Below are 23,518 nucleotides of genomic sequence, written 5' to 3'. Positions count from 1 at the left end.
TCTTGTGGAGCCTGCTTGGAACTTGAGGCCAACGGACATAGGCGAGATGCTTGCGACGCCGGACCGTGACCCTTTTGCTTTTTGATGCTTATACATTATCGCACTGCAGCATTGCTTTGCGACAAGCCACGGATTTTTTTTCGATAGGATGCGATAATCTAGGGCTTGATGCGGTGTTTTTTGCCACACTTGGTTTATTTGCCCGGGTAAAAAGCGAGAAATCTCTGAATAACCACGGTGTTGGGTACGATTTGGCCACAGAACGAGAACTGTCCGACTTTCTGAAAAGCGTTGAAAAGCGAGCTTTCAAGCGCTCGCTTTTTCATGTGCGCGACCAGGAAGCCGCGCTCGACATCGTGCAAGACAGCATGATGAAGCTGGCTGAGCACTATGGGGACAAGCCGCCCAACGAGCTGCCCATGCTGTTTCAGCGTATCCTGTCCAACAGCACTCTGGACTGGTTCCGCCGTCAAAAGACGCGCAATGCGCTCTTTACGACGATGAGCGACTTTGAAGGCCCGGATGACGAGGGGGAATTCAACCTGCTCGATATCTACAACGCCGACAATGGAGACGCGGAGCAAAGTGCCGAGGACCACACCAACCGCAAACAAACCCTTGCATTAATAGAAAAAGAGATACAACAGTTGCCAGCGCGTCAACGCGAAGCGTTCCTGATGCGTTATTGGGAAGAGATGGACATTGCAGAGACTGCCGCAGCCATGGGCTGCTCAGAGGGAAGTGTAAAAACCCACTGCTTTCGCGCCATCCAAACCTTGAGTAAGGTGCTCAAGGCCAAAGGAATCGTGCTATGAACCGCTTAAACACCGCCCAAACCGTTGTCCATGCTGAAATTTTTGCCCGCCGCGTTACCGCCCGGCTGAGCGAAGCCGAGGCTGATCTCGACTACGACATCAGCGAACGTTTGCGAGCGGCTCGGGAGCGCGCGCTGTCACGCCGCAAGGTGGTGGCGGTGCCGGCCATTGCACGCCAGCCCCAGCAAGAGGCCGCTGCGCCTTCTGGCAAGCGCAACTGGTGGCGCGCCGTGGTGTCCGCGGTGCCGCTGAGCGCCATGGTCGCGGGTCTGGCTTTCTTCAATGGCGTGCAAGCCGATGAAGGTGCCAGCGAAATGGCCGAGTACGATGCCACCTTGCTGGCTGACGAGCTGCCGCCAAGCGCCTATACTGATCCTGGCTTTACCCAGTTTCTGAAGATTGCTGCCCAAAAGCAGCCCAATGACAAGCGTTGAGACACGATTACGATAACGACGAGGTAGCCGGCAGCACGCCCGCCCCTTCGGCCATCCCCGCAATAGCAGCCAGTATTTTGCTGGCTGCTTTTGCTGTTGTGGGCGTCTATGCCGGCAACAAGGCCGCCAACATCTACGGCAGCGCCGCCACTGACCTGGTCAGCGCCAACAGCGTCACCCGCTCCATCAGCCCCCGCAACGAAGGCCCCAGCTGGGATGCGCTCGATGACGACCAGCAAACCGTGCTGGCCCCTCTCCAAGAGCAGTGGAACTGGCTGACCACCCAGCAAAAAAACCGCTGGACCATGATTGCCGACAGCTTTGACGACTTTTCACCTGAAGAGCAGCAGCGCATTGCCGAGCACATGAAGGAATGGGCCAAGTTCAGCCTGACGGACCAAAGCCAGGCGCGGCTCAACTACAGCAACATCAGCAGCCTGACTGCGGAAGAAAAACGCAAACTCTGGGAAGACTACCAGGCCTTGAGCGCCCGTGAGCGCAAGCGCCTGGCCCAAGGCGGCGTGCTCTACCACGGAGGCGTGGCGCTGGCGCCCCGCCCCTCGGCCCGCAGTGCGGGCCGCCTGGTCAAGGTGCCGGCAGCGGCCATCAATCCCAACCGCGCCAATCCACCCAAGATCTTGCCACCGCCCGAGATCCGCGTGCAGTCGCGCGGCATGGTCACCCCGGTGGAAGTGGGACCGTTGACGGGCCCTGCCCCCACGCCGGCACCGGCTCCCAGCGCACCGGCTCCCTTGCCTGCACCACCGGTCGCTGCGCCTGCGGCCCCCGTGGTGGAGATCGCCCCCATCCAGATGCCGGCGCCGGTGACCTCATCGCCGCTGCCGCCACTCGACAGCCCAAGCCGGCCGCCGATGAGCGCACCGCAGTCGCGCAGCAGCGACAGCCCGGTACACCCGCCTACCTGATACTGGCAGCATGCAGCCCGACGCCCGCCCAGCAGAACCACCCACCAGCCCCAGTGCTGTTGCCCAGCCGCTGTTGCGTGCGCCCCGCCTCACCCGGCGCATGGCCTGCTGGCTGTACGAAGGCATGCTGATGTTTGGCGTGGTCTTCATGGCCGGCTACCTGTACAGCGCGCTGAGCCAGACCCGCCATGGGCTGGACAACCGCCATGGCCTTCAGCTGTTTCTGTTTATCATCTTTGGCATCTACTTCACCTGGTTCTGGCACAAGGGCCAGACCCTGGCGATGAAGACCTGGCATATCCGCATCGTCAGCCGCAACGGCCAACCCCTGAGCCAAGGCCGCGCCATGCTGCGCTATGTCTGCAGCTGGCTGTGGTTTCTGCCGCCGCTGGTCGTCAGCCTGCCTTTTGGCTTGCCGGTCAAAGAGATTTTGGTGCTGCTCACCGGCTGGATTGTTGTGTGGGCGCTGGCCAGCCGGCTGCATCCGCAGGGTCAGTTCTGGCACGACGTACTGGCGGGCACGCGCCTGGTCAGTGCGGAGCGCCCTGCCCCGGCAACCCCAGTGGTCCACCCATCGGCATAGATTTCTTTCGACGCGGGTATAAGGCAGGCTTATTGCCGGTCTGGCATGCGCGCAGCACCAATGCTGCAGTGCAATAATATCGCTTAGCCTGCCCGCCCTGTGCCATGATGGGCGATGACGACCCCGCCCATGAATCCGATCGATCCCCGCCCACCCCAAGGCCCCGGCCAACCAGACCACAGCCTGAAAGCCACCCATGCCGCCAACCCGCAAAAAAGCCGCACGGGGCTGTCGCGCGTCTGGCATGCCGCTGGGTATTCGCTGCAGGGCCTGCGGGCCGGCTGGCATGAGAAGGCCTTCCGCATGGAGGCCATGCTGGCCTTCGTGCTGGTGCCAGCATCCATCTGGCTGGCCCGAGATTGGCGCGAATGGGCCTTGCTGATCACCCCCATTTTTCTGGTGCTGATTGCCGAGCTGCTCAACACCGGCATCGAGATGGCGATGGACCGCTTTGGCCCCGAATGGCATGTACTGGCCAAGAAGGCCAAGGACATGGGCAGCGCGGCGGTATTCCTGGCCCTGGTGCTCTGCGCAGCGGTGTGGCTCCCTGCCTTGTATGAAAGATTGCTGAAATGACGACTTCCCCCACGTTCTCGATGTGTGTGTACTGCGGCTCGCGCCCCGGCAAGCTGGACGCCTTTGGCGAGGCCGCCGACGCCGTTGGCCATTGGATTGGCAGCCACGGCGGCCAACTGGTCTATGGCGGCGGCAAATCCGGCCTGATGGGCACGGTGGCGCGCGCCACCCGCGAGGCTGGCGGCCGCGTGGTCGGCGTGATCCCCAAGGCCCTGGTGGACCGCGAGCTGGCCAATGAGCTCTGCGACGAGCTGCATGTGGTCACCACCATGCACGAGCGCAAAGCCATGATGGCCGAGCGCAGCAATGCCTTTATCGCCATCCCTGGCGGCATCGGCACCTTTGAAGAGCTGTACGAGATCTGGACCTGGCGCCAGCTGGGCTACCACGACAAGCCCATCGGCATCCTCAACGCCCATGGCTATTACGACGGCATGCTGCAGTTCCTGCAGCAATGCGTGGGCCAGGGCTTTATGGACGAGTGGCAGATGGGCTTGATCAAGAGCGGCGACAACCATGCCACCCTGCTGGAGCAACTGGTGGAAGAAGCCGGCCTGTCGCGCCAAAACGATGCACTGCGCGAAGTGATTTAAACCGCGCCCAGCAAACGCAAAATCGGCCCGTTGAACGGGCCGATTGCTTTGGCACCATTGCCACCAGCCCCTGTTGGAATAAAGAGGCAGCAGCGACGGGAGCGCGTGCTTAGTCGTTGTCCGCCACGGTCTTCGCACAAGCGATGCCAATCAGCGAGATCACCGCCGTCGCCACGATATACCAGGCCACCGGCACCCAGGAGCCGTTGTACTTGCTGAGCAGCCAGGTGGCGAGCAAGGGGGCGGTGCCGCCTGCCAGCGCCGCACCAATTTGGTAGCCCATGGTGATACCGGTGTAGCGCACACGGGTCGAGAAAATCTCCGAAAACAAAGTGCCCAGCACGGCAGTAATGGGCGCCCACACCAGACCCAGGCCAATAACGGTGGCGATCACCAAGGTGGTCATCGTGCGCTGCTCCAGCAGCATGAAGTACGGGAAGGTAAAGGCCGCCATCACCAAGGTGCCGGCCACAAACATGCGCTTGCGGCCAATGCTGTCCGACAGGCGCCCCATGATCGGAATCATCACGGTGGTGAGCAAGGTGGCAATGGTCACGGCATTGAGCACGGAGATACGCTCAAAGCCCAGGGTCGCCGTAGCGTAGCTGACGATAAAGGTCGAGAAGATATAGAAAGGCGCCGTCTCGACAAACTTGATGGCCACTGCGACCAGCACGGCACGCCAGTGGTAGCGCAGCGTTTCGACCAGTGGGATCTTGGCCACATTGCCGCTGGCTTTGGCTTCCTTGAAGGCAGGGGTCTCATCAATGCCCTTGCGGATCCACAGGCCCAGGAACACCAGCACGGCGCTCAGCAGGAAAGGCACGCGCCAGCCCCAGGCCAGGAACTGCTCATCAGGCAAGGTGCTCATCAAGGTGATGGACAGGGTGGCCAGCACCATGCCGATGGTCACGCCCATCTGCGGCACGCTGCCAAACAAGCCCTTGCGGTTCTTCGGTGCGTATTCATAGGCCAGCAGCAGCGCGCCGCCCCACTCGCCGCCAATGCCCAGGCCTTGCACCAGGCGCAGCAGGATCAACAGGATCGGCGCCCATATCCCTATCTGCGCATAGCCTGGCAGCAGGCCGATCAGCACCGTGGCGCCGCCCATCATCGACAAGGTGATCACCAAGGTCTTCTTGCGCCCGATGCGGTCCCCAATGTGCGAGAAGATAAAGCCGCCCAGCGGCCGGATAAAGAAGGTCAGCGAGAAGGTCAGGTAGGACAGCATCAGCCCCACAACCGGATCGGCCGTGGGGAAGAACACCTTGCCAAAGACCAGAGCGGCCGTGGTGGCGTACAAAAAGTAATCAAACCACTCGATGGAGCTGCCCATCAAACTGGCAATCAGAACTCGCTTATGGGTGGCCGCAGTCGCAGCGGGCTCGGTCGTAGATGTGCGCATGGCTGGAGATGAATCAGAGAACAAAAGAAATAGAGAAAGTGCAAGCCCGGAACATCAACCGCGCGTGGCGGTGTAGGCATCAAAAGCCAGCGATGCAGCGGCCAGGTCTTCCAGCGCCGTGCCTACGGCCTTGAACAAGGTGATCTCGTCGGCGCTGCTGCGGCCGGCATGCTGGCTACGGCACAGCTGCTCCAGGGTGGCTCCCAGGCGGTTTGCATCCCAGGCGCCGCTGGCAATGGGCTCCAGAATGTCGCCCGCCTTCATCAGCGCCTCAGGCGTATCAACAAACACGGTGGCGCGGGCAAAGCAGGCATCGTCGCTCTCGCGCATCGCCGGGGTAAAGCTGCCAATTAGATCCAGATGCGCGCCCGGTTTCAGCCAGTCGCCTTGCACCAGTGGCGCGGTAGCCAGGGTGGCGCAGCTGATGATGTCGGCAGCCCGCACGGCCGGCTCCAGATCGGTGGCAACCGAGGCCTGCATGCCTTGGGCCTGCAGGCGCTCCACCATGGCTTGCGCCGACTCGGGGCGGATATCCCAGACCTGTACCTGCTGGATAGCACGCACGCAGCGGTAGGCCTCTGGCAACAAGCTGGCCACCCGCCCCGCGCCCACCACCAGCAAATGGCTGGCATCGGGCCGGCTGAGCCAGCGCGCAGCCAAGGCCGATGCCGCAGCCGTGCGACGCGAGGTGATCGCATCGCCATCGAGCACGGCCAGGGGAGCTCCGGTGGTCGCGTCGTACAGGATGAACACCGAATGCAGACCCGGCAGGCCACGTGCCTGGTTGCCCGGGAAGATGGACACCGTCTTGACCCCCATGCGCTTGCCGGTTTGCCAGGCGGGCATCAGCAGCACAATGCCGTCTTCGCCACCCGTCTGGCCGGCGATCTTATGGTTGTGGCGCAGCGGCACTTCGCAGCCTTCGATAAACATCTGCTCAAGACAGTCGATCAAGGCGGCCATCGGCAGCTGTTGCGTGGTGTGGGCGGAGTCCAGAATCTGCATACGGCAATAATCTACTAAAGAGAAATAATTTTCGTATACGAAATTTAATGCAGTTTGAGACAATTAATTTCTTGGATTCACTCTTTATATCTAGGGTTTACCCCAGAATTGAACCCCAAACACTGCCGCCAGACCTGCGCTCGCCCACGGGCCCGCGCCTTTGCGCCCTACACTGGCGAGCACCATAAGAGCCTGCCATGCCCCACGCCCCCCTTCCCCACCACAACGCCGGCGCCGATGCCACGACCGATGTGCTGGCTACCAAGTTGCGCCTGCTGCGGCGCAATGCCGATCTGACCTTGCAGCAGCTCAGCCAGCGCTGCGGCATCTCGGCATCCGCGCTGTCCAAGATCGAACACAGCCAGCTCTCCCCCACCTATGAAAAGATTGCGGCCCTGGCGCGCGGGCTGGAGGTGGATGTGGGCGAGCTGTTCAGCCCCCTGCAGCAAGCGGGGCTACGCGCCCGGCGCAGCGTCACCCGCCGGGGCGAAGGCCTCGTCCACCCTACTCCGCAGTATGTGTATGAACTGCTGCACGCCGACCTGGCGGACAAGCGCTTTATCCCGCTGCTGACCACTATCAAAGCCCATGAGCGCAGCGCCTTCCCGCAGCTGCTGAGCCACGACGGCGAAGAGATGCTGTATGTGATGCGCGGCACCGTCGTAGTGCATACCGACAGTTATGCGCCGCTGGAGTTGGCCGCTGGTGATTCCTGCTACTTCGACAGCGTTATGGGCCATGCCTGCATCTCGGGCGGCGATGAGGATGCACAGGTGCTGTGGATCTGCTCACACACCACGATCAAGCCCTGAACCCGCTGCCCAGCAACCGGCAGCAGACATGAAAAAAGCGCTTGGTTGCCCAAGCGCTTTTCGCGGATAACGGCGCGGTCGGTATCAGACTGCGGCTTCGTCCAGATCACCGGTGCGGATGCGGATCACGCGCTCGATCTCGGTGATGAAAATCTTGCCGTCGCCGATCTTGCCGGTGCGGGCCGCATTGACGATGGCGTCCACGCAGCGGTCCACATCTTCATTCTTCACGGCGACTTCGATCTTCACCTTGGGCAGAAAGTCCACAACATATTCCGCACCGCGGTACAGCTCGGTATGGCCCTTCTGGCGGCCAAAGCCCTTGACTTCGCTGACGGTCAGACCGGTCACGCCCACATCCGCCAGAGCTTCACGCACCTCGTCCATCTTGAAAGGTTTGATAACGGCGGTAATCATTTTCATAAAGCTCTCCTGAGGTGGGCATATACACGCTGCGCAGGCGGGCCAGGCAGCAACTGCGGCTATTGTGCGTCAAGATTACGCCGCCAGCACCGCCGGGGGCAAATCTCCCGGCAACGGCCGCATTAGCTCGTGGCTAGATGCCGTCCAGACGCAGGTCCAGCCGGGCGGCCAGCGCCTGGCTCTGGGCATTGAGGCCCAGCACCTGCACGGTGCTGCCATGCTTGCGCAGGCGTTCGCAAACCTTGCCAAGCGCCTGCACAGCAGTAACGTCCCAAAGATGCGCCTGGGCCATGTCGATGCACACCGGCCGGCACTCGATCTCGCGCACATCAAAGGCATCGACCAGCAGATCGGCCGATGCAAAAAACACCTGGCCACGCACGGCATACACCAGCTGCGCATCGCCACGGCGCTCGATCTGCAGCAGTTTGGACACCTTGAACATAAAGAACACGCCGCTGAGCAGCACGCCCACCGCCACGCCGGCAGCCAGGTTGTGGGTGGCGATGGTGACCACCACGGTGGCCAGCATCACCAGGCTCGACAGCTTGGGGTGCTTGAGCAGCGCGCGGGCCGATCCCCAGTCCAGGGTGGAGGCCGACACCATGACCATGATCGCCACCAGCGCCACCACCGGCACCTGGGCCACCCAGGGCTTGAGCAGCACCATCAAGCCCAGCAAGAAGGCACCAGCAAACAAGGTGGACAAGCGCCCGCGCCCGCCATAGCGCACATTGCTCACGCTCTGGCCGATCATGCCGCAGCCCGCAATGCCGCCAAAGCAGCTGGCCGCCACATTGGCCAGGCCCAGGCCGGTGCATTCGCGGTTCTTGGCGCTGGGGGTGTCGGTCTGCTCATCGACCACGCTGGCGGTCATCAAGGATTCAAGCAGACCCACCATCGCAATGGCCAGCGCCGGCAACGCAATCAGCTGCAAGGTCTGCAATGAGAACGGCACATCGGGCAGCGACCAGCTGGGCAAGGTGTCGGGCAGCAGGCCCAGATCGGCCACGGTCTTGAGCGGCAGATCCAATGCATGTGCCACGCCCGTCAGTACCAGGATGCAGATCAGCGGCGACGGGATAGCCGTGCTGATGCGCGGCAGCCCATAGATGACGACCAAGCCCAGCGCCAGCATGGCCCAGGTCGCAGCATTGGCGCCCACCAGGTGCGGCAGCTGGGCCGCAAAAATCAAAATGGCCAGCGCGTTCACAAAACCGGTACGCACGGAGCCCGAGACAAAGCGCAGCAACACGCCCATGCGCAGCCAGCCAAACAGCATCTGCATGGCGCCCGCCAGCAAGCCGGCTGCAAACAGGTACTGCACGCCATGGGCCTGCACCAGCGGCGCAGCCACCAGGGCGACCGAGCCCGCAGCGGCCGACACCATGGCCGGCCGGCCGCCGGCAAAGGCGATGACGATGCTGATCACAAACGAGGCGAACAGCCCCACCGACGGATCCACACCGGCGACAAAGGAAAAGGCGATGACCTCGGGGATCAGCGCAAACGTGGCGACCGCGCCGGCCATCAGCTCGCGCGGCACGCTCGGCGCCCATTGGGCGCGAAAATAATGAAGAAAAGGGGACATGGCAAAGCGCGCACCCGGCATCACCGGGTGCAGCTCCAAAAAAAGACGGAGGAGTGGCGGCGGTGCAGACGGGCTGCGCTGTGCCGCGGTCAAAGAATGAAGAGGAACGCGCCCCGCGCTATGGCGGATTGAGCCGCGAGAAGCCGGACTGGCGCGTGGCGGCCTGGCGCGCGATGCGTGCACGCACAAAGCTCAGAAAACGCGCAGCCCCCAGCCGCCCCGCATCAAGCGCGAGGGATGGGCAGGCACAGGGCATCCAGGGCATGGGTAAGGCGTGGGGAACGGCCTGGCCGCTCAGCCCCGAAAACCGTTGGTGATCGGGTAGCGCCAGTCGCGGCCAAAACCTCGGGCCGACAGGCGCGGGCCCACGGCGGCTTGGCGGCGCTTGTATTCGTTGATGCGGATCAGGCGCACCACCCGTTCGACATCGGCACGGGGGTAGCCGGCGGCCACAATGCTGTCGATGTCGGCGTCCTGCTCCATATAGCGCTCGATGATGGCGTCCAGCACCTCATAAGGCGGCAGGCTGTCCTGGTCCTTTTGGTCGGCGCGCAGCTCGGCGCTGGGTGGGCGGGTAATGATGCGCTCCGGAATCGGGTTGCTGCCGGTGCCAAAAGGGTCATGCGCATTGCGCCAGCGTGCCAGCTCAAACACACGGGTCTTGGGCACATCGCGCAGCACCGCAAAGCCGCCCGCCATATCGCCGTACAAAGTGCAGTAGCCAGTAGCCATCTCGCTCTTGTTGCCGGTGGTCAGCACGATGGAGCCGAACTTGTTCGACAGCGCCATCAGCAAAGTGCCACGGATGCGGGCCTGCAGGTTTTCCTCGGTCGTGTCTTCAGCACGGCCGGCAAAATCATGCGCCAGTGCGGCCTTGAAGGCCTCAAACTGCGGCGCAATCGAGATTTCTTCGTAGGCCACCGACAGGCGCTCGGCCATTTCGCGCGCATCGATCCAGCTGATGTCCGCTGTATAGGGCGACGGCATCATCACCGTGCGTACCTTGTCTGCTCCCAGCGCATCCACCGCAATCGCCAGCACCAGCGCCGAATCGATACCGCCGGACAGGCCCAGCACCGCGCCGGGGAAACCGGTCTTGCCCAGGTAATCGCGCACCGCAACCACCAGCGCCTGCCACAGTTGCTGGTTGGTGTCGCCGGGTTGGGCGATGGGGCCGGACAGCTGCAGGCCAGCGGCCGAAGCCTCGACCTGCACGGACAGCAGATGCTCGTCAAAGCCCGGCGCGCGGGCGGCCACGGTGCCATCGGCATTCAGCGCGAAGGAATGGCCATCGAACACCAGCTCATCCTGCCCACCCACCAAATGCGCATAGACCAGCGGCAAGCCGGTCTCGCGCGTGCGCTCGGCCAGCAAGGCCTCGCGGTGGCCGGGCTTGTCCATCTGGAACGGCGAGGCGTTGATGATAGCCAGCAGCTGCGCACCGGCCGCCTTGGCCGCGCGTGCGGGCTGGCTGGCCCAGGCGTCTTCACAAATCAGCAGGCCAATGCGGGTGCCGGCCACGTCGAACACGCAGGTCTGCGAGCCTTCGACAAAGTAGCGGGTCTCGTCAAATTCGCGGTAGTTGGGCAGCAGCTGCTTGCGGTAGCTGGCCTCCACCTGGCCGTCACGCAGCACGCTGGCCACGTTGTAGCAGCGCCCATGGGCTGCGTGCTGCGCCGCCTGCGGGTGGCCCAGCACAACCGTCAAATCCGGCCATTGCCGGCTGGCCTCCAGCACTTGGGCCACGGCCGCATCGCAAGCTGTCAGGAACGAGGGGCGCTGGAACAGGTCTTCGGCGGCATAGCCGCAAATGCCCAGCTCGGGTGTCAGCAGCAGCTGCACGCCCTGGGCGGCAGCCTGGGCCGCTGCATCAATGATCTTGCGGGCATTGCCCGGCATATCACCCACAACAAAGTTCAGCTGGGCGCTTGCGATGGAAAATTGGGACATGGATGGTTCAATGGCAATGGTCGGCGCACCAGGGCCACAGGGCGCAGGGGCGGAGCCCGCGCCTGGTGCAGCCAAAGAGTCTAGCCTACAAAGCCGCAGCCCTCCGGGGCAGCGCACAAATCCCGCCAATCCGGGACAGCGGGCGCCGGCGGTTTGCGGGCAGAATCAGGCTTTTGCACCACTACCCGCAGCGTCCCATGAACTTTGGCAGCGACAACCAAGCCGGCGTCTCCCCCCGCATCCTGCACACCCTGGTGGAGGCCGCCAGCGGCATCCAGTCCGCCTACGGCAATGACGAATGGAGCCAACGCGCCGAGCACATGCTGGGTGAGGCCTTTGGCACCCCCGTCAAGGTGTTCTTTGTCACCACCGGCACGGCAGCCAATTGCCTGGCGCTGTCCACCATCGCCCAGCCCTGGAACGCCGTGGTCTGCCACCACATGGCCCATATCGCGGTCGACGAGAACAGCGCACCCGCCTTGTTTACCGGAGGTGCCAGCCTGCTGCCGATGGCCACCGACAACGGCAAGATCAGCGCTGACGACCTGGCCGCCTTTGTGGCACGCACGCCCCATGACGCGCCCCACAACATGGTGATCAGCGGTCTGAGCATCTCCCAGGTAACCGAGAACGGCCTGGTCTACCAGCCGCAAGAGATTGCCGCACTGGCCGCGCAGGCGCATGCGCTGGGCCTGCGCGTGCACATGGATGGCGCACGCCTGGCCAATGCCATCGCAGCGCTGCAGTGCCACCCCGGCGATATCACCTGGCGCGCCGGTGTCGATGTGCTGAGCCTGGGCGCCTCCAAGAACGGCGCGTTGATGGCCGAGGCGGTGGTGTTTTTCGACCCGGCGCTGGCCCAGAACTTCTCGCTGCGCATCAAACGCAGCGGCCAGCTGGTGTCCAAAAGCCGCAGCATCGGCGCGCAGTTCTGCGCCTGGCTGGAGGATGGCCATTGGATGGACCTTGCCCGTCATGCGAATGCGATGGCATCCAAGCTGTCGGCCGCGCTGGTCGCCACCCCTGGTGTGCGCCTGAGCTGGCCCACGCAGGCCAATGAAGTGTTTGTGCTGATGCCCATCACGCTGTATGAGCAGCTGCGCGCCCAGGGCGTGCGCTGCTCTGACTGGTATGCCAGCAGCGTGCCAGCAGGCACCGTGGTGGAGGCCGGCGAGGTGGTAGTGCGCTTTGTCACCTCCTGGTCCAGCACCGACGAAGAGATTGCCGCGCTGATGGCGCTGGTGCACAGCGAGCAGCGCAAAGCCGCATAACCTGCCCCCTGCAGTGGCGCAGCAGGCAGACCACAATCGGGCCATGACCTCGCTGCCTGTCGCACCCTCGCCCGCCCCCCAACCCGGCCCCAGCCTGGAGCTGCGCATTGTGCAAAGCATGGCCGCGTTCGATGCCCCCGCCTGGGATGGGCTGCTGGCCTTGCAGCAGCGCCCTACCCCTTTCATGCGCCACGCCTATCTGCAGGCGCTGGAGGACAGCGGCAGCGCCACCCTGGCCAGCGGCTGGCAGCCTTGCCACCTGAGCCTGTGGCAGGACGACGCGCTGGTCGGCGCCTGCCCGATGTACCTCAAAAGCCATTCCTACGGCGAGTATGTGTTTGACTTTGCCTGGGCGCGGGCCTATGCCGAGCATGGGTTGGATTACTTTCCCAAGGCGGTGATTGCGGTGCCCTTCACCCCCGTGCCGGGCAGCCGCCTGCTGGTGGCCGATGACAGCTTTCGCGCGCCCTTGCTGCATGCCGCCACGCAGTTTTGCGAGCAGCAAGAGATCTCGTCGCTGCACCTGCTGTTTGGCAGCGGTGCCGATCTGCAGGCCGCGGACGACATTGCGCTGATGCAGCGCGAGAATGTGCAGTTCCACTGGCGCAACCGCGATAGCGCCCCAATGGCCGATGCCAAGCCCTATGCCGATTTCGACGATTTTCTGAACGACTTGCAGCAGGAGAAGCGCAAAAAGATCCGCCAGGAGCGGCGCAAGGTGCAGGCGGCCGGGGTGACGTTCCGCCATGCGACCGGTGCGCAGATCAGCGATGCGGACTGGGCGTTTTTCTACCAATGCTATGAGCGCACCTATTTGGAGCACGGCAACGCGCCCTACCTGACCCCCGCCTTCTTTGAGGCCATGCGTACAGAGATGGCCGAGAACTGGCTGCTGTTTATCGCCGAGCGCGAGGGCCAGCCCATCGCCGCCAGTTTGATCGCCATCGATGCCGAAGGTACGGCGCCGCGCCATGCCTATGGCCGCTACTGGGGTGCGATCGAACGGGTGGACTGTCTGCACTTCGAAGCCTGCTACTACCAACCGATTGAATGGTGCATTCGCCATGGCCTGCAGTGCTTTGAAGGCGGTGCCCAGGGCGAGCACAAGATGGCCCGCGCCCTGATGCCGCTACGCACGCCCAGCGCCCACTGGCTGGCCCATGCCGGCTTTGCCCAGGCGGTAGAGCGCTACCTGGACCGCGAATCGCAGGGCATGGCCGAGTACCAGCGCGCACTGCAGGACCACAGCCCGCTCAAGTCGGCGCCCTAAGCGCAGCGGCTGCGGCGGTTGAACGCATTTTCTCAGGCCTCAATTTGTAATTAGTGTTTTAGCATGCTGTCGGCGGTGTCGCACAGCAAGCACAAGGCTGCACTGACAAGGCCGTGCCATGGCCTTGCGCACAATGGCTACACATTGACCAACCCAAGGAGTACTGCAATGAACAAAGACCAAGTCGTAGGCAAGATCAAGGACCTGGCCGGTGAAGCACAAGCGGGCGTAGGCAAGGCCATCAACAGCCCAGGCCAAGTGGCCAAGGGCAAGGCTTTGGAAGCCGAAGGCGAGATCCAGAAGAAGGCCGGCGACGTCAAGGAAGCCGTCAAGGACGCTGCCGACGCAGCCAAGAAGCGCCTGTAAGGCCAGATGTTCATCGGGGGTGTAACAGCCCTATCGATGAACGTCACCAACACATACAAATTTTGAATCTGAGCGGCTTAAATTAAGGCAATATAAGCCCATTGATTCAACGGAACCCCTCCTTGGCCAGCATTCATTGCTGGCATTTTTTTGCCCAAAAAATGGCGTGTACACCGTGCGCCAGCAGCCGAACGAAGCCAGCCTCGCTTGCGCAGACAAGTGGAGTAAGGGAGAGAGGGTAAAAATCAGGCGGCAGCCTGGGCCTGCACAGGCGCCAGCGCGGCCAAGGCGCCCAACAACGCCCAACCCAGCGGCCATTCGCCATGCCCGGATTCCACATTGATATGGCCAGCCGATGGCACCCGCACAAAAGTGCTGCCCCAGCTCTTGGCATAGGCGCTGGCCATGCGGATGGGGCAATACGGGTCATTGCTGCTGGCAGCCACGATGCTGGGAAACGGCAAGCTATTGGCGGGCACGGGGGTGAAGTCTTCAAACAGCGCGCGGCGCTCCGGGTCAGCAGGCGCCACAAACAGCGCGCCAGCAATGGTGTCGTCCCGCTGATCGCGCAACTGCTCCACCGCATGCACGCTGGCAATACAGCCCAGCGAATGCGCGACCAGGATGACCGGGTGGGGTGCCGCCGCAATGGCTGCCTCCACACTCGCCACCCAGGGGCTGCGATGGGGCTGCAGCCAGTCTTCCTGCTCCACCCGCAAGGCACCGACAATGCGCTCGGCCCAGAGGCTTTGCCAATGGCCAGGGCCGGAGTTGCGCCAGCCCGGCACGATCACCACCGATACAGGAGCGCCCGTTTCGGCCTCCCCGCGCCAGCCCGGCTGAACCGGGGTCTGGCCATGGCGCTGTGCAGCCGCAATGGCAGCAGAGCGTGGCGGGGTGGAGGATGGGATCGTGACAAGACAGGCACCGGACATGGATGCATTGTCAAAGCAGGCTCTTAGATCAACAACGACTATTTTTTAGTATTGTTATTTCCAAAAATAATATCAAGACAGGCGACCGATCAGGTTCCGTCGTTTTGGCCAATGCGCTGCAGCGGCAGGTTCTCACCCATAAAGTCCAGAAACGCCCGCTGGGCCGGCGCCATATTGCGGCGCGAGACAAAGGCTGCGTGCAAGATGCCTTCGGGGATGCTCCAGTCGGTCAGCAGCTCCACCAAGTCGCCATTGGCCACCTCATCACGCACCATGGCCGCAGGCATCCAGCAAGCACCAATGCCATCGAGCACCGCATATTTCAGGGTCACCAGGTCATCGGCCACATAGCGCGCCTGGTGGTGGATGGTCACATGTTCGCCTTCCGGGCCCACCAGTTGCAGGGTGCTGTTGCCATCGGCACTGGTCAGCGACATCGTGGGCAGCTTGCTGCCTAAATCTTGCGGGGTTTGCGGCACGCCATGCACGGCCAGCAGCTCGGGGCTCGCCACCAGCCGCTGGCGGGTCATGCCCAGGCGTTTGACGACCAAGCTGCCGCTGTCATTGAGATTGGCGCGTACCCGCAGTGCCACATCAATGCCCTCTTCAATCAGGTTGATGGTGCGGTTGGTCACCAGCATCTCGATGCGCACCTTGGCATAGGTGCGCAAAAAAGCGGGCAGCAGCTTGCCCACCGCGCCCTGCGCCAAGGTCACCGGGCAGGACACCCGCACGGTGCCCGAGGGCTCGCGCTGGGTTTGCTCCATCTCGGCCTGCGCATTTTGCGCCGCCTCGCGGGCGGTTTGGGCATGGCGCAAAAAGGTCTCGCCGGCATCGGTGAGCGACAGGCGGCGCGTGGTGCGTTGCAGCAAGCGCACACCTAGCTGCGCCTCCAGATCGGCGATGCGGCGCGACAACCGGGATTTGGGCACCCCCAGCGCCCGTCCTGCCGCAGCGAAGCCGCCGCGCTCGACCACCTCGGCAAAGTAGTACATGTCGTTGAGGTCGTATTTCATGGTGGGGGCAGCGTTAGCGCGGTCTGCGCGGGCAGAAGGGCGGCAAAAAGTTTGCCCATCATAGTTCTAAAAATAGAACAATCCAACCCAATTCCACCCCTCAATCCGGCGCGCTGAGAGTGACAGAATTCAGCCATTGGCAAAAATGCTGCGAGTGCAGCAAAAGCCGTCACCTGATTGAAGGACTGACCATGAAACTGCTGCATATCGATTCGTCCATCCTGGGCGCCAACTCCGTCTCCCGCCAGCTGAGCGCCGAAGCCGTCAAGGCCTGGGTCGCCGTACACCCCAACACCAAGGTGGAATACCTGGACCTGGCCGTCAACACGCCTCCCCACCTGAGCGCCGAGGCCATGGGCTTCCGTACCGGCCAGGATGCCAAGACCGAAGCTGAGCGTGAGCAAAATGCCATCTCCGAAACCTTGGTGAGCCAGCTGCTCGAAGCCGACGTTATCGTCATCGGCGCACCTTTCTACAACTTCAGCATCCCCACCCAGCTGCGTAGCTGGATTGACCGTGTGCTGCAAGGCGGCCGCACCTTCCGCTACACCGCCAATGGCCCCGAAGGCCTGGCCGGTGGCAAGAAGGTGATCGTGCTGGAATCGCGTGGCGGTGTCTACTCGACCAGCGAAGGCGGCCGTGCGATGGAACACCAGGAAACCTACTTGCAAACCATCTTTGGCTTTATCGGCATCACCGATGTGCACTTTGCCCGCGCCGAAGGCCTGGCCATGGGCCCGGAAGCCCGCGCCGCCGCCATCAGCAAGGCCGAGGCCGAGATTGCCCGAGCCGTTGCAACGCCGATGCAGCAGACCGTAGCGGCCTGATTGCCACAGGCTTGAACAGCAGGAGGCGGGGTGCCCAGTGCCCCTATCCTCCGACTGCAGCCCAGCACCTACCACCCAGTGCCCGGGTTTTGTCGCCGATCTGAAGGACCACCTTCCGATCGGCTTTTTTGCGTCTGCATGACAAGGCAGGCCGCTGAATCAGCCTATTGCCGCAGTGACTGAAAAACTGTCAACCCCTGGTTACAATCGGCCGCCTCTGCTGCGCTAAAAACTTCCCCTCATGAGCCAACTCGGTATCGTCCTGCATGTCTGCGGGCTGTGGATTCTCTCCAGCCTCGATGCGAGCGGCAAGCTGCTGGTGTTGGCAGGGGTACCGGTATTGATGGTGGCCTGGTTCCGCTATGTGGGCCATGTGGTGTTGATGGGGGTGTTTGTGCTGCCCAAGCGCGGCAGGAGCCTGTTCCGCACCCAGTCGCTGTCGCGCCAGATCCAGCGCTCGGTGCTGATGATTGCCACCACCTTGCTGTTCTTCCATGTGCTGAGCATGGTGCCGCTGGCCGAAGGCACGGCGATGAACTTCATGGCCCCGCTGCTGCTGATGGTGTTGGCGCCCTGGCTGCTGGGTGAGCGGCCAGCCTGGCACCGCTGGGCGGGCGTGCTGCTGGGCTTTGTCGGCATGCTGGTGGTCATCCGCCCGGGCGGCCAGCTGTCCACCGAAGGCGCCATCTGGGGCGTGGTCACGGCCAGCACCTTTGCGCTGTTCCAGATCAGCACCCGCCGCGTGGCAGCCGATGACCCGCTCACCAGCAACTTCTATGGCGGCCTGCTGGGCGCGCTGGTGCTCAGTGCCTTGCTGCCGTTTTTCTGGAAGCAGCTGGATCTGACGATCTGGCAATGGCTGCTGCTGGCCTCCACCGGTCTGTCGGGCTTTGTCGGCCACTGGCTGCAAATTACTGCCTACAGCAAAACCAACGCCACCTTGCTCGCACCCTTCAACTACCTGCAGATCGTCTCGGCCACCACCTTGGGCTGGCTGATCTTTGGCCAATTGCCCGATGCGGCGACTGCCGCCGGCATGGCCTTGATCTGCTGCGCGGGCCTAGGGGTGGTGCTGGTGGAGGTGTGGCAACAGCGCCTGCGCAAGCGGCTGGCAGCCTGAAATAGCCTGCGAATACAAGAGGGAAAGCGCTGGGGCTGCAGCCCAATACCCCAGCATTTAAGACCAGCTTCACCATTGAAGAAGTACCCCTTCGCCATTCGCGCACACCGGGGAAACCCAAATATCAAATTGATAGCGATATATGCAAACCCAATGAGCATATAAGGCTCATTTGTTGCGCAGCAAAAGGTTGCAAAAGCGGACAACTTGGATTGCCGCATGCCTGAGAGGCCCGGGTGACAATTAACAATCTGGCGTCAATGCTATACATTCGATGATGACCGTCGCACAAGCGACAAAATTCATAATTCCAGTCACCGAGACGACATGCCATGGACGATCCAATCCTGACCCCCGAAGAGCGCGAAGCTATCAACACAGGGCGCTGGTTCAGCACCCTGTCGCCCACTTTGCGCCACGACATCCTGCGCTGCGCCTATGTCAAGCGCTTCAAGGATGGCGGCCTGATCTTCTCGCGCGGCGATGAGCCCGAAGAGTGGGTGTCCGTGGCCCGAGGCTCGGCACGAGTCAGCTCGGCATCGCTCACCGGCAAGCAGATCACCTTGACCTATGTCGAGCCCGGCACCTGGTTTGGCGATGTAGGTCTGTTCGACGAAGACAGCCGCACACATGACGTCTATGCCCATGGCGAGACCACCCTGGTCTGCGTCAGCAAAGCGGATTTCCAGCGCATTCTGCAAACCCATGTGGAGTTCTACCAGGCGCTGGCCCGCATGCATGCCCGCCGCATCCGCAGCCTCTACGGCATGGTGGAAGATCTCAACACCCTGCCGCTGCGCGCGCGCCTGGCCAAGCAATTGCTGCACCTCTCGCGCAGCTACGGCGTGCCCGGCAAGGAAGTCAGCGAAACCCGTATCGGCCTGCAACTGGCCCAGGAAGAGCTGGCCCAGCTGCTGGGCGCCTCGCGCCAGCGGGTGAACCAAGAGCTCAAATCGATGGAGCGCGAATCCTCCATCCGCATCGAGCCCTCGGGCCTGACGGTGCGCGACAGCAATGCGCTGCGCCGCATTGCAGCGTCGGAGTAAACCACGCCATTCCGCACACCAGCGGCCTGCGCTGGTGGGCGCGTTGCTTAGCGCCGGTAACACGACCCAGCAAACCGAAGGTTTGCGGTTGAGGCTGGGCGCCCCCGACTAGGCGTCCCCGACTAGGCGCCAAGCTGCAGGCAGTACAGACGTACGACAAGGCTTGGCGCGGCCGGCGAGGCAACGACGTATCAAGGGTTGTGTTTGCGGCTCTTAAAACACCCCGTAGCGGTAAGCCACGTACAGAGCGGCCAGCACGCCAATGACGGCCAGAATGCGCATGATGCGTCCCATATCTTGCTCCCTGCGTTGTGCTTTGTATTACCGGAAAAGTTTTAGGCGCGGCCTAGCGCCACCGCCACACCCTTGTTCGCCAGCGCATCTGCGCGCTCATTGCCCGGATCGCCGGCATGGCCCTTGACCCAGTGCCAGGTGATGCGGTGCTCGCCGCCATGGACCAGCGCATCGAGGCGCTGCCACAAATCCACATTCTTCACGGGCTCCTTGCTGGCCGTGCGCCAGCCCTTGGCTTTCCAGCCCGTGATCCATTCGGTGATGCCCTTGCGCACATACTGGCTGTCCAGATACAGCTGCACATCGCAGGGGCGCTTCAAAGCCTCCAGGGCCTGGATCACGGCCATCAGCTCCATGCGGTTGTTGGTGGTACCCAGCTCGCCGCCGAACAGCTCCTTTTGCGCCGTGCCCGCGCTCAGCAAAGCACCCCAGCCGCCGGGGCCCGGGTTGCCTTTGCAGGCGCCGTCCGTATAAATCACCACTTGGTTCACAGCCACTCCTTGGCACTAGCATCAATAACAGGGGGCCACTATAAGCGCATTTGCGGCGGTTTTCAGCCCGGGCCCGGCGCCGCATGCCAACTGCCCAGCGGCATTAATCCGGGCGGCGATGGGTCTCGGTCAACCGCTCACGCGCTGCGACTGCAGGGCGCCCCACGCCGCTGGGCGCTGGCGCCTTCCAGGGCGCGGCCAGCTTGTGGACGCTGGGCACTTTCTTGACCGCCTCGACAAAATACACACCACCCAGCACTGGCCAAGCCGCGGGCCCCAGCCGGTCCATCCATTCCCAGCGGCTCAACCAGGCATCGCTGCGCATCGCAGGGCGAAAACAGCCAAAACTGGCGCTTTGCAACTCCAGACCCAACAGCTTGAGCCAGTCGCGCAAACGGCCATAGCCAATCAGGTTGTGGTCATCGGGCATGGGCGGCAGCTTTTGCAGACCCGGTATGCGGCGGCTCCAGGTGTGCATACCCCAGAGGCTGGCCGGGTTGATACCGCTGATCAGCACCCGCCCTTCGGGCACCATCACCCGGGCCACGTCGCGCAGCACCGCATGCGGGTCGGCACTCAGCTCCAAGGTATGGGGCAGCAGCACCAGGTCCAGCGTATCGGGGCCAAACGGCAAGGCGTGGGCATCGCACACCAAGCTGGCGGTTATCGGGGTAGTGGCTGTTGCAGGCAGGCAGCCCTCGCTTTGTAAAGGCGGCGCAAAGCTCTGTACATCTGCCAGCCTGCTTTGCTGCCACTGCAGCATCTGTTCGGTCGAATCCAGTGCCAGCCAGCGGTGGGGCGTGCGATTATTGCGCAGACCCTGGAGCGGGAAAAGCCCGATCTGCAGACTATGGAAGCCAAAAATATCAGCCACTGCATCGTCGTAACATGTTTGCTCCCAGGACAGCATGTAGCTGCCCAGCGGCGTCTGCCACCAGTTTTGCGTGCCTATAATTTGGTCATTCATGCATCTGTTACCTCTGCCCGCTTTCAACGACAACTACATCTGGCTGCTGCACGACGGACAGCACGCGCTGATCGTCGACCCAGGCCAGGCCGCGCCCGCGCTTGAGGCGCTGCGCCGCCTGGATCTGCAGCTGCAAGCCATTGTAGTGACCCACCACCACGGCGACCATACCGGCGGCGTGGCCGAGCTGCGCGAAGCCACCGGTGCCCGCGTTTACGGCCCCGCTACCGAAGACATTCCCCAGCCTTGCCAGCCCATGCAGGGCGGCGACAGCCTGGTGCTGCTCGGCCTGCAGTGGCAGGTGATCGATGTGCCCGGCCATACCGCCGGTCATATCGCTTATTACTGCGCCGATGTAGCGGGCCAGCCCATTTTGTTTTGTGGCGACACCTTGTTCTCAGGCGGCTGCGGTCGCCTTTTTGAAGGCACGCCCGCGCAGATGCATGCATCGCTGTCGGCCCTGGCTGCGCTGCCCGCCAACACGCGGGTCTGTGCTGCCCACGAGTACACGCTCTCCAACCTGCGCTTTGCCCAGGCGGTGGAGCCCGACAACCAGGACATCGCCCGCTATCTGGCGCACTGCGAGCAGCTGCGCGACCGAGGCGAGCCCACCCTGCCCGCGCAGCTTGGCAACGAGCTGCGCATCAACCCCTTCTTGCGTTGCAGCCTGGCCCCCGTGGCCCGCGCTGCGCAGCAGTTTGATCCCTCCACCCCTAGCAGCGACTCGGTCGCCGTTTTTGCCGCGCTGCGTCGCTGGAAGAACCAATTTTGATGAAGCATCTGTACCTGTGGAGCCTGAGCGCCCTACTCGCCCTCACCGGCTGCGCCACGACCGAAACTGGCGCCCCCAACAGCCTGCCGGTGGACCCGCCCCTCAAAGCCAGCACCGCCCCCCACACGCCCAGCTACCCCAGCGGCCCGCTCAGCCCCATCAATGCCACCAACCTGCAGGGCAATGGCGCGGTCACCAACTTGGCGGTGCCTGACGATCTCTGGGACCGTATCCGCCGCGGCTTTGCGATGCCCGATCTGGAAAATGACCTGGTCGCCAGCCAGGAGCAGTGGTACTCCACCCGCCCCGATTACATCCAGCGCATGACGGCGCGCTCGTCCAAGTACATGTTCCACATCGTCGAGGAGCTGGAACGTCGGGGCATGCCCACCGAGTTGGCCTTGCTTCCCTACATCGAGAGCGCCTACAACCCGCAGGCGGTGTCCAGCGCCAAGGCCGCCGGCATGTGGCAATTCATGCCGGCCACGGGCACCTATTTCGACCTCAAGCAGAACATGTTCCGCGACGACCGCCGCGATGTGCTGGCCTCCACCCGCGCAGCACTGGACTACCTGCAAAAGCTCTACAACATGTTTGGCGACTGGCACCTGGCGTTGGCCGCTTACAACTGGGGCGAAGGCAGCGTGGGCCGCGCGATTGCGCGCAACCAAAAGCAAGGGCTGGGCGGCGCCTACACCGACCTGAGCATGCCCGATGAGACGCGCAACTATGTGCCCAAGCTGCAGGCGGTCAAGAACATCATTGCCCACCCCGAGCGCTTCCAGGCCGAGCTGCCGCTGATCGAAAACCACCCCTACTTCCAGGCCGTCACGCTGGACCGCGACATCGACACCGCCCAGGTCGCCGAGATGGCCGGCGTCACGATGGATGAGCTGAAATCGCTCAACCCCTCGTTCAACCGCCCGGTGATCTTCAAGGCCGGCACGCCGCAGGTGCTGCTGCCCTGGGACAACGCCAATGTGTTCCGCCGCAACCTGCAGGCCCATGAAAAAGGCCAGTACGCGAGCTGGACCGTCTGGACCGTCCCCAGCACCATGACCGTGGCCACCGCCGCCGGCATGGTCAGCATGAGCGAGAACGACCTGCGCGCGGTCAACAACATTCCGCCGCGCATGATGGTCAAGGGCGGCTCGTCGCTGATGGTGCCGCGCTCGGCCGCCGTCAAGCAAGATGTGTCCAGCCACCTGGCCGACAACGCCCACATCGCGCTGACGCCGGAAGTCGTCACCCGCCGCACCACCGTCAAGGCCCGCAAGGGCGATACCGTCGCCCGCGTCGCCCAGCGCTACCGGGTCACCGCCTCGCAGGTCGCCGACTGGAACGATGTCGGCGTCAAGAGTGCCTTCAAGGTCGGCCACCAGGTGGTTTTGTACATGCCCGTGCGCGTGGGCGCCGCCCCTGCCCCGCGTGGCAGGGCCAGCGCGCGCAACAGCAGCAATGCGCGCAAGCCCGCGGTGCGCCAGACCGCTACCAAGAAGGCGCCCTCCAAGCGCAGCACCAGCACCACCAAGAAAAAGCGCTGATCGCCACCCGCCTCAGCCCAGCCCCAGGCGCTCTTCGGAGCGCCTTTTTTATGCGCACAGACTCTGCGGACAAAGCCCGCGCACTATGCTGGGCGCAACACAGAGGAGACCGCATGCGCGAAGGATTGGAAAAACTGCTGGCCAAGGGGCAAGACAGCGCCGTGCTGCGCTTTGGGCTGGGCCAGGCCTGCTTGAAGGAAGCCGACTATGCGGCCGCTGCGCTGCACCTGGCACAGGCCGTTGCGCAGAACCCGCAGTACTCGGCCGCCTGGAAGCTGCTGGGCAAGGCGCAGCTGGAATCGGGCGCGCCCGACGCCCGTGCACAGGCCCAGGCCAGCTGGCAGCAAGGCCTGCAGGTGGCAGAGCAGCAAGGCGATACGCAGACGGTCAAGGAGATGACGGTGTTCCTCAAGCGCCTGCAGAAACTGGATGCGGCACCGTCCTGACACGGCACCGGCCATTAAAAAAGCGGCGAGCACCTCAAGG

Annotated in this window: 27 protein-coding genes; 16 read left to right on the top strand and 11 right to left on the bottom strand. The window is 63.2% G+C overall.

Annotation, left to right across the window (positions count from 1 at the left end):
• Positions 1-251: 251 nt before the first annotated feature.
• The 6 genes from HS961_RS09920 (at position 252) to HS961_RS09895 (ending at position 3,927) form a co-directional block, all read left to right on the top strand.
• Positions 252-815 (top strand): RNA polymerase sigma factor, encoded by a 564-nt coding sequence (locus HS961_RS09920; RefSeq protein WP_182328207.1) that lies wholly within the window; start codon positions 252-254, stop codon positions 813-815.
• Entirely contained in the window at positions 812-1,249 is a 438-nt protein-coding gene (locus HS961_RS09915) for a DUF3619 family protein (protein WP_182327542.1), read from the top strand. The genes HS961_RS09920 and HS961_RS09915 overlap by 4 nt, the downstream gene beginning before the upstream one ends.
• On the top strand, positions 1,246-2,175 hold the full coding sequence (locus tag HS961_RS09910; RefSeq protein ID WP_182327540.1) for a DUF3106 domain-containing protein: 930 nt from the start codon (positions 1,246-1,248) through the stop codon (positions 2,173-2,175). The genes HS961_RS09915 and HS961_RS09910 overlap by 4 nt, the downstream gene beginning before the upstream one ends.
• 10 nt (positions 2,176-2,185) lie before the next feature.
• Positions 2,186-2,758, top strand: coding sequence for an RDD family protein (locus tag HS961_RS09905; RefSeq protein ID WP_272956295.1), 573 nt, complete (start codon positions 2,186-2,188; stop codon positions 2,756-2,758).
• A 129-nt stretch (positions 2,759-2,887) separates the two neighbouring features.
• On the top strand, positions 2,888-3,334 hold the full coding sequence (locus HS961_RS09900) for a diacylglycerol kinase (RefSeq protein WP_182327538.1): 447 nt from the start codon (positions 2,888-2,890) through the stop codon (positions 3,332-3,334).
• Entirely contained in the window at positions 3,331-3,927 is a 597-nt protein-coding gene (locus HS961_RS09895) for a TIGR00730 family Rossman fold protein (protein ID WP_182327536.1), read from the top strand. Before HS961_RS09900 ends, HS961_RS09895 begins: the two co-directional genes overlap by 4 nt.
• Before the next feature lie 109 nt (positions 3,928-4,036).
• Here the strand turns inward: HS961_RS09895 and HS961_RS09890 are convergent, their stop codons facing one another.
• Positions 4,037-5,332: an MFS transporter gene (locus HS961_RS09890; protein ID WP_182327534.1), complete on the bottom strand. Its 1,296-nt coding sequence runs from the start codon at positions 5,330-5,332 to the stop codon at positions 4,037-4,039.
• A gap of 54 nt (positions 5,333-5,386) precedes the next feature.
• On the bottom strand, positions 5,387-6,337 hold the full coding sequence (locus HS961_RS09885) for an ornithine cyclodeaminase family protein (protein ID WP_182327532.1): 951 nt from the start codon (positions 6,335-6,337) through the stop codon (positions 5,387-5,389).
• Positions 6,338-6,534: 197 nt separating this feature from the next.
• Here HS961_RS09885 and HS961_RS09880 point away from each other — a divergent pair, with 197 nt between their 5' ends.
• Positions 6,535-7,149 carry a helix-turn-helix domain-containing protein gene (locus HS961_RS09880; RefSeq protein ID WP_182327531.1) on the top strand — a complete coding sequence of 205 codons (615 nt, stop codon included), beginning with the start codon at positions 6,535-6,537 and terminating at the stop codon, positions 7,147-7,149.
• Between the two features lie 84 nt (positions 7,150-7,233).
• Here the strand turns inward: HS961_RS09880 and HS961_RS09875 are convergent, their stop codons facing one another.
• From HS961_RS09875 to HS961_RS09860, 4 genes are all read right to left on the bottom strand, one after another.
• Positions 7,234-7,572, bottom strand: coding sequence for a P-II family nitrogen regulator (locus HS961_RS09875; protein ID WP_182327529.1), 339 nt, complete (start codon positions 7,570-7,572; stop codon positions 7,234-7,236).
• 133 nt (positions 7,573-7,705) lie between these two features.
• A complete protein-coding gene (locus HS961_RS09870) occupies positions 7,706-9,163 on the bottom strand; it encodes a SulP family inorganic anion transporter (protein ID WP_182327527.1) in 1,458 nt (485 codons plus the stop codon).
• 118 nt (positions 9,164-9,281) lie between these two features.
• Positions 9,282-9,428, bottom strand: coding sequence for a hypothetical protein (locus HS961_RS09865; RefSeq protein ID WP_182327525.1), 147 nt, complete (start codon positions 9,426-9,428; stop codon positions 9,282-9,284).
• 29 nt (positions 9,429-9,457) lie between these two features.
• Positions 9,458-11,113, bottom strand: a complete 1,656-nt coding sequence (locus HS961_RS09860; RefSeq protein ID WP_182327523.1) for an NAD+ synthase — start codon at positions 11,111-11,113, stop codon at positions 9,458-9,460.
• A gap of 197 nt (positions 11,114-11,310) precedes the next feature.
• On the opposite strand from HS961_RS09860, the gene HS961_RS09855 reads away from it, so the two are divergent.
• The 3 genes from HS961_RS09855 (at position 11,311) to HS961_RS09845 (ending at position 14,020) form a co-directional block, all read left to right on the top strand.
• The gene (locus tag HS961_RS09855; protein WP_182327521.1) at positions 11,311-12,384 is read left to right on the top strand and encodes a threonine aldolase family protein; all 1,074 of its coding nucleotides are present in this window, start codon (positions 11,311-11,313) and stop codon (positions 12,382-12,384) included.
• A gap of 43 nt (positions 12,385-12,427) precedes the next feature.
• On the top strand, positions 12,428-13,654 hold the full coding sequence (locus HS961_RS09850; RefSeq protein WP_182327520.1) for a GNAT family N-acetyltransferase: 1,227 nt from the start codon (positions 12,428-12,430) through the stop codon (positions 13,652-13,654).
• Between the two features lie 168 nt (positions 13,655-13,822).
• Positions 13,823-14,020, top strand: coding sequence for a CsbD family protein (locus HS961_RS09845; protein ID WP_182327519.1), 198 nt, complete (start codon positions 13,823-13,825; stop codon positions 14,018-14,020).
• Positions 14,021-14,265: 245 nt separating this feature from the next.
• Here the strand turns inward: HS961_RS09845 and HS961_RS09840 are convergent, their stop codons facing one another.
• The 3 genes from HS961_RS09840 to HS961_RS09830 all read right to left on the bottom strand — a co-directional run bounded on the left by HS961_RS09840 (position 14,266) and on the right by HS961_RS09830 (position 16,177).
• Positions 14,266-14,955, bottom strand: coding sequence for an RBBP9/YdeN family alpha/beta hydrolase (locus HS961_RS09840; RefSeq protein ID WP_182327518.1), 690 nt, complete (start codon positions 14,953-14,955; stop codon positions 14,266-14,268).
• A gap of 89 nt (positions 14,956-15,044) precedes the next feature.
• A complete protein-coding gene (locus HS961_RS09835; protein WP_182327517.1) occupies positions 15,045-15,971 on the bottom strand; it encodes a LysR family transcriptional regulator in 927 nt (308 codons plus the stop codon).
• The gene (locus tag HS961_RS09830) at positions 15,968-16,177 is read right to left on the bottom strand and encodes a hypothetical protein (protein WP_182327516.1); all 210 of its coding nucleotides are present in this window, start codon (positions 16,175-16,177) and stop codon (positions 15,968-15,970) included. Before HS961_RS09830 ends, HS961_RS09835 begins: the two co-directional genes overlap by 4 nt.
• On the opposite strand from HS961_RS09830, the gene HS961_RS09825 reads away from it, so the two are divergent.
• The 3 genes from HS961_RS09825 to HS961_RS09815 all read left to right on the top strand — a co-directional run bounded on the left by HS961_RS09825 (position 16,163) and on the right by HS961_RS09815 (position 18,964).
• Positions 16,163-16,798: an FMN-dependent NADH-azoreductase gene (locus HS961_RS09825; RefSeq protein WP_182327515.1), complete on the top strand. Its 636-nt coding sequence runs from the start codon at positions 16,163-16,165 to the stop codon at positions 16,796-16,798. The genes HS961_RS09830 and HS961_RS09825 overlap by 15 nt on opposite strands.
• A 241-nt stretch (positions 16,799-17,039) precedes the next feature.
• Positions 17,040-17,918: a DMT family transporter gene (locus tag HS961_RS09820; protein ID WP_182327513.1), complete on the top strand. Its 879-nt coding sequence runs from the start codon at positions 17,040-17,042 to the stop codon at positions 17,916-17,918.
• Positions 17,919-18,250: 332 nt separating this feature from the next.
• Positions 18,251-18,964, top strand: coding sequence for a Crp/Fnr family transcriptional regulator (locus HS961_RS09815; protein WP_182327512.1), 714 nt, complete (start codon positions 18,251-18,253; stop codon positions 18,962-18,964).
• A 335-nt stretch (positions 18,965-19,299) separates the two neighbouring features.
• Here the strand turns inward: HS961_RS09815 and rnhA are convergent, their stop codons facing one another.
• The gene (gene rnhA / locus HS961_RS09810; protein WP_182327511.1) at positions 19,300-19,749 is read right to left on the bottom strand and encodes a ribonuclease HI; all 450 of its coding nucleotides are present in this window, start codon (positions 19,747-19,749) and stop codon (positions 19,300-19,302) included.
• A 103-nt stretch (positions 19,750-19,852) separates the two neighbouring features.
• Positions 19,853-20,716, bottom strand: coding sequence for a class I SAM-dependent methyltransferase (locus HS961_RS09805; RefSeq protein WP_182327510.1), 864 nt, complete (start codon positions 20,714-20,716; stop codon positions 19,853-19,855).
• Between HS961_RS09805 and gloB the strand changes: the two genes are divergently transcribed.
• From gloB to HS961_RS09790, 3 genes are all read left to right on the top strand, one after another.
• On the top strand, positions 20,715-21,488 hold the full coding sequence (gloB, locus tag HS961_RS09800; RefSeq protein ID WP_182327509.1) for a hydroxyacylglutathione hydrolase: 774 nt from the start codon (positions 20,715-20,717) through the stop codon (positions 21,486-21,488). The genes HS961_RS09805 and gloB overlap by 2 nt on opposite strands.
• Entirely contained in the window at positions 21,488-23,032 is a 1,545-nt protein-coding gene (locus HS961_RS09795; protein ID WP_182327508.1) for a transglycosylase SLT domain-containing protein, read from the top strand. Before gloB ends, HS961_RS09795 begins: the two co-directional genes overlap by 1 nt.
• A gap of 113 nt (positions 23,033-23,145) precedes the next feature.
• Positions 23,146-23,478, top strand: coding sequence for a hypothetical protein (locus HS961_RS09790; RefSeq protein ID WP_182327507.1), 333 nt, complete (start codon positions 23,146-23,148; stop codon positions 23,476-23,478).
• Positions 23,479-23,518: the final 40 nt, after the last annotated feature.

It is taken from the genome of Comamonas piscis (assembly GCF_014109725.1).
GTDB lineage: Bacteria > Pseudomonadota > Gammaproteobacteria > Burkholderiales > Burkholderiaceae_C > Comamonas > Comamonas piscis.
The sequence above is the reverse complement of the archived record's forward strand: the minus strand, read 5'-3'. Positions and strand labels throughout refer to the sequence as shown.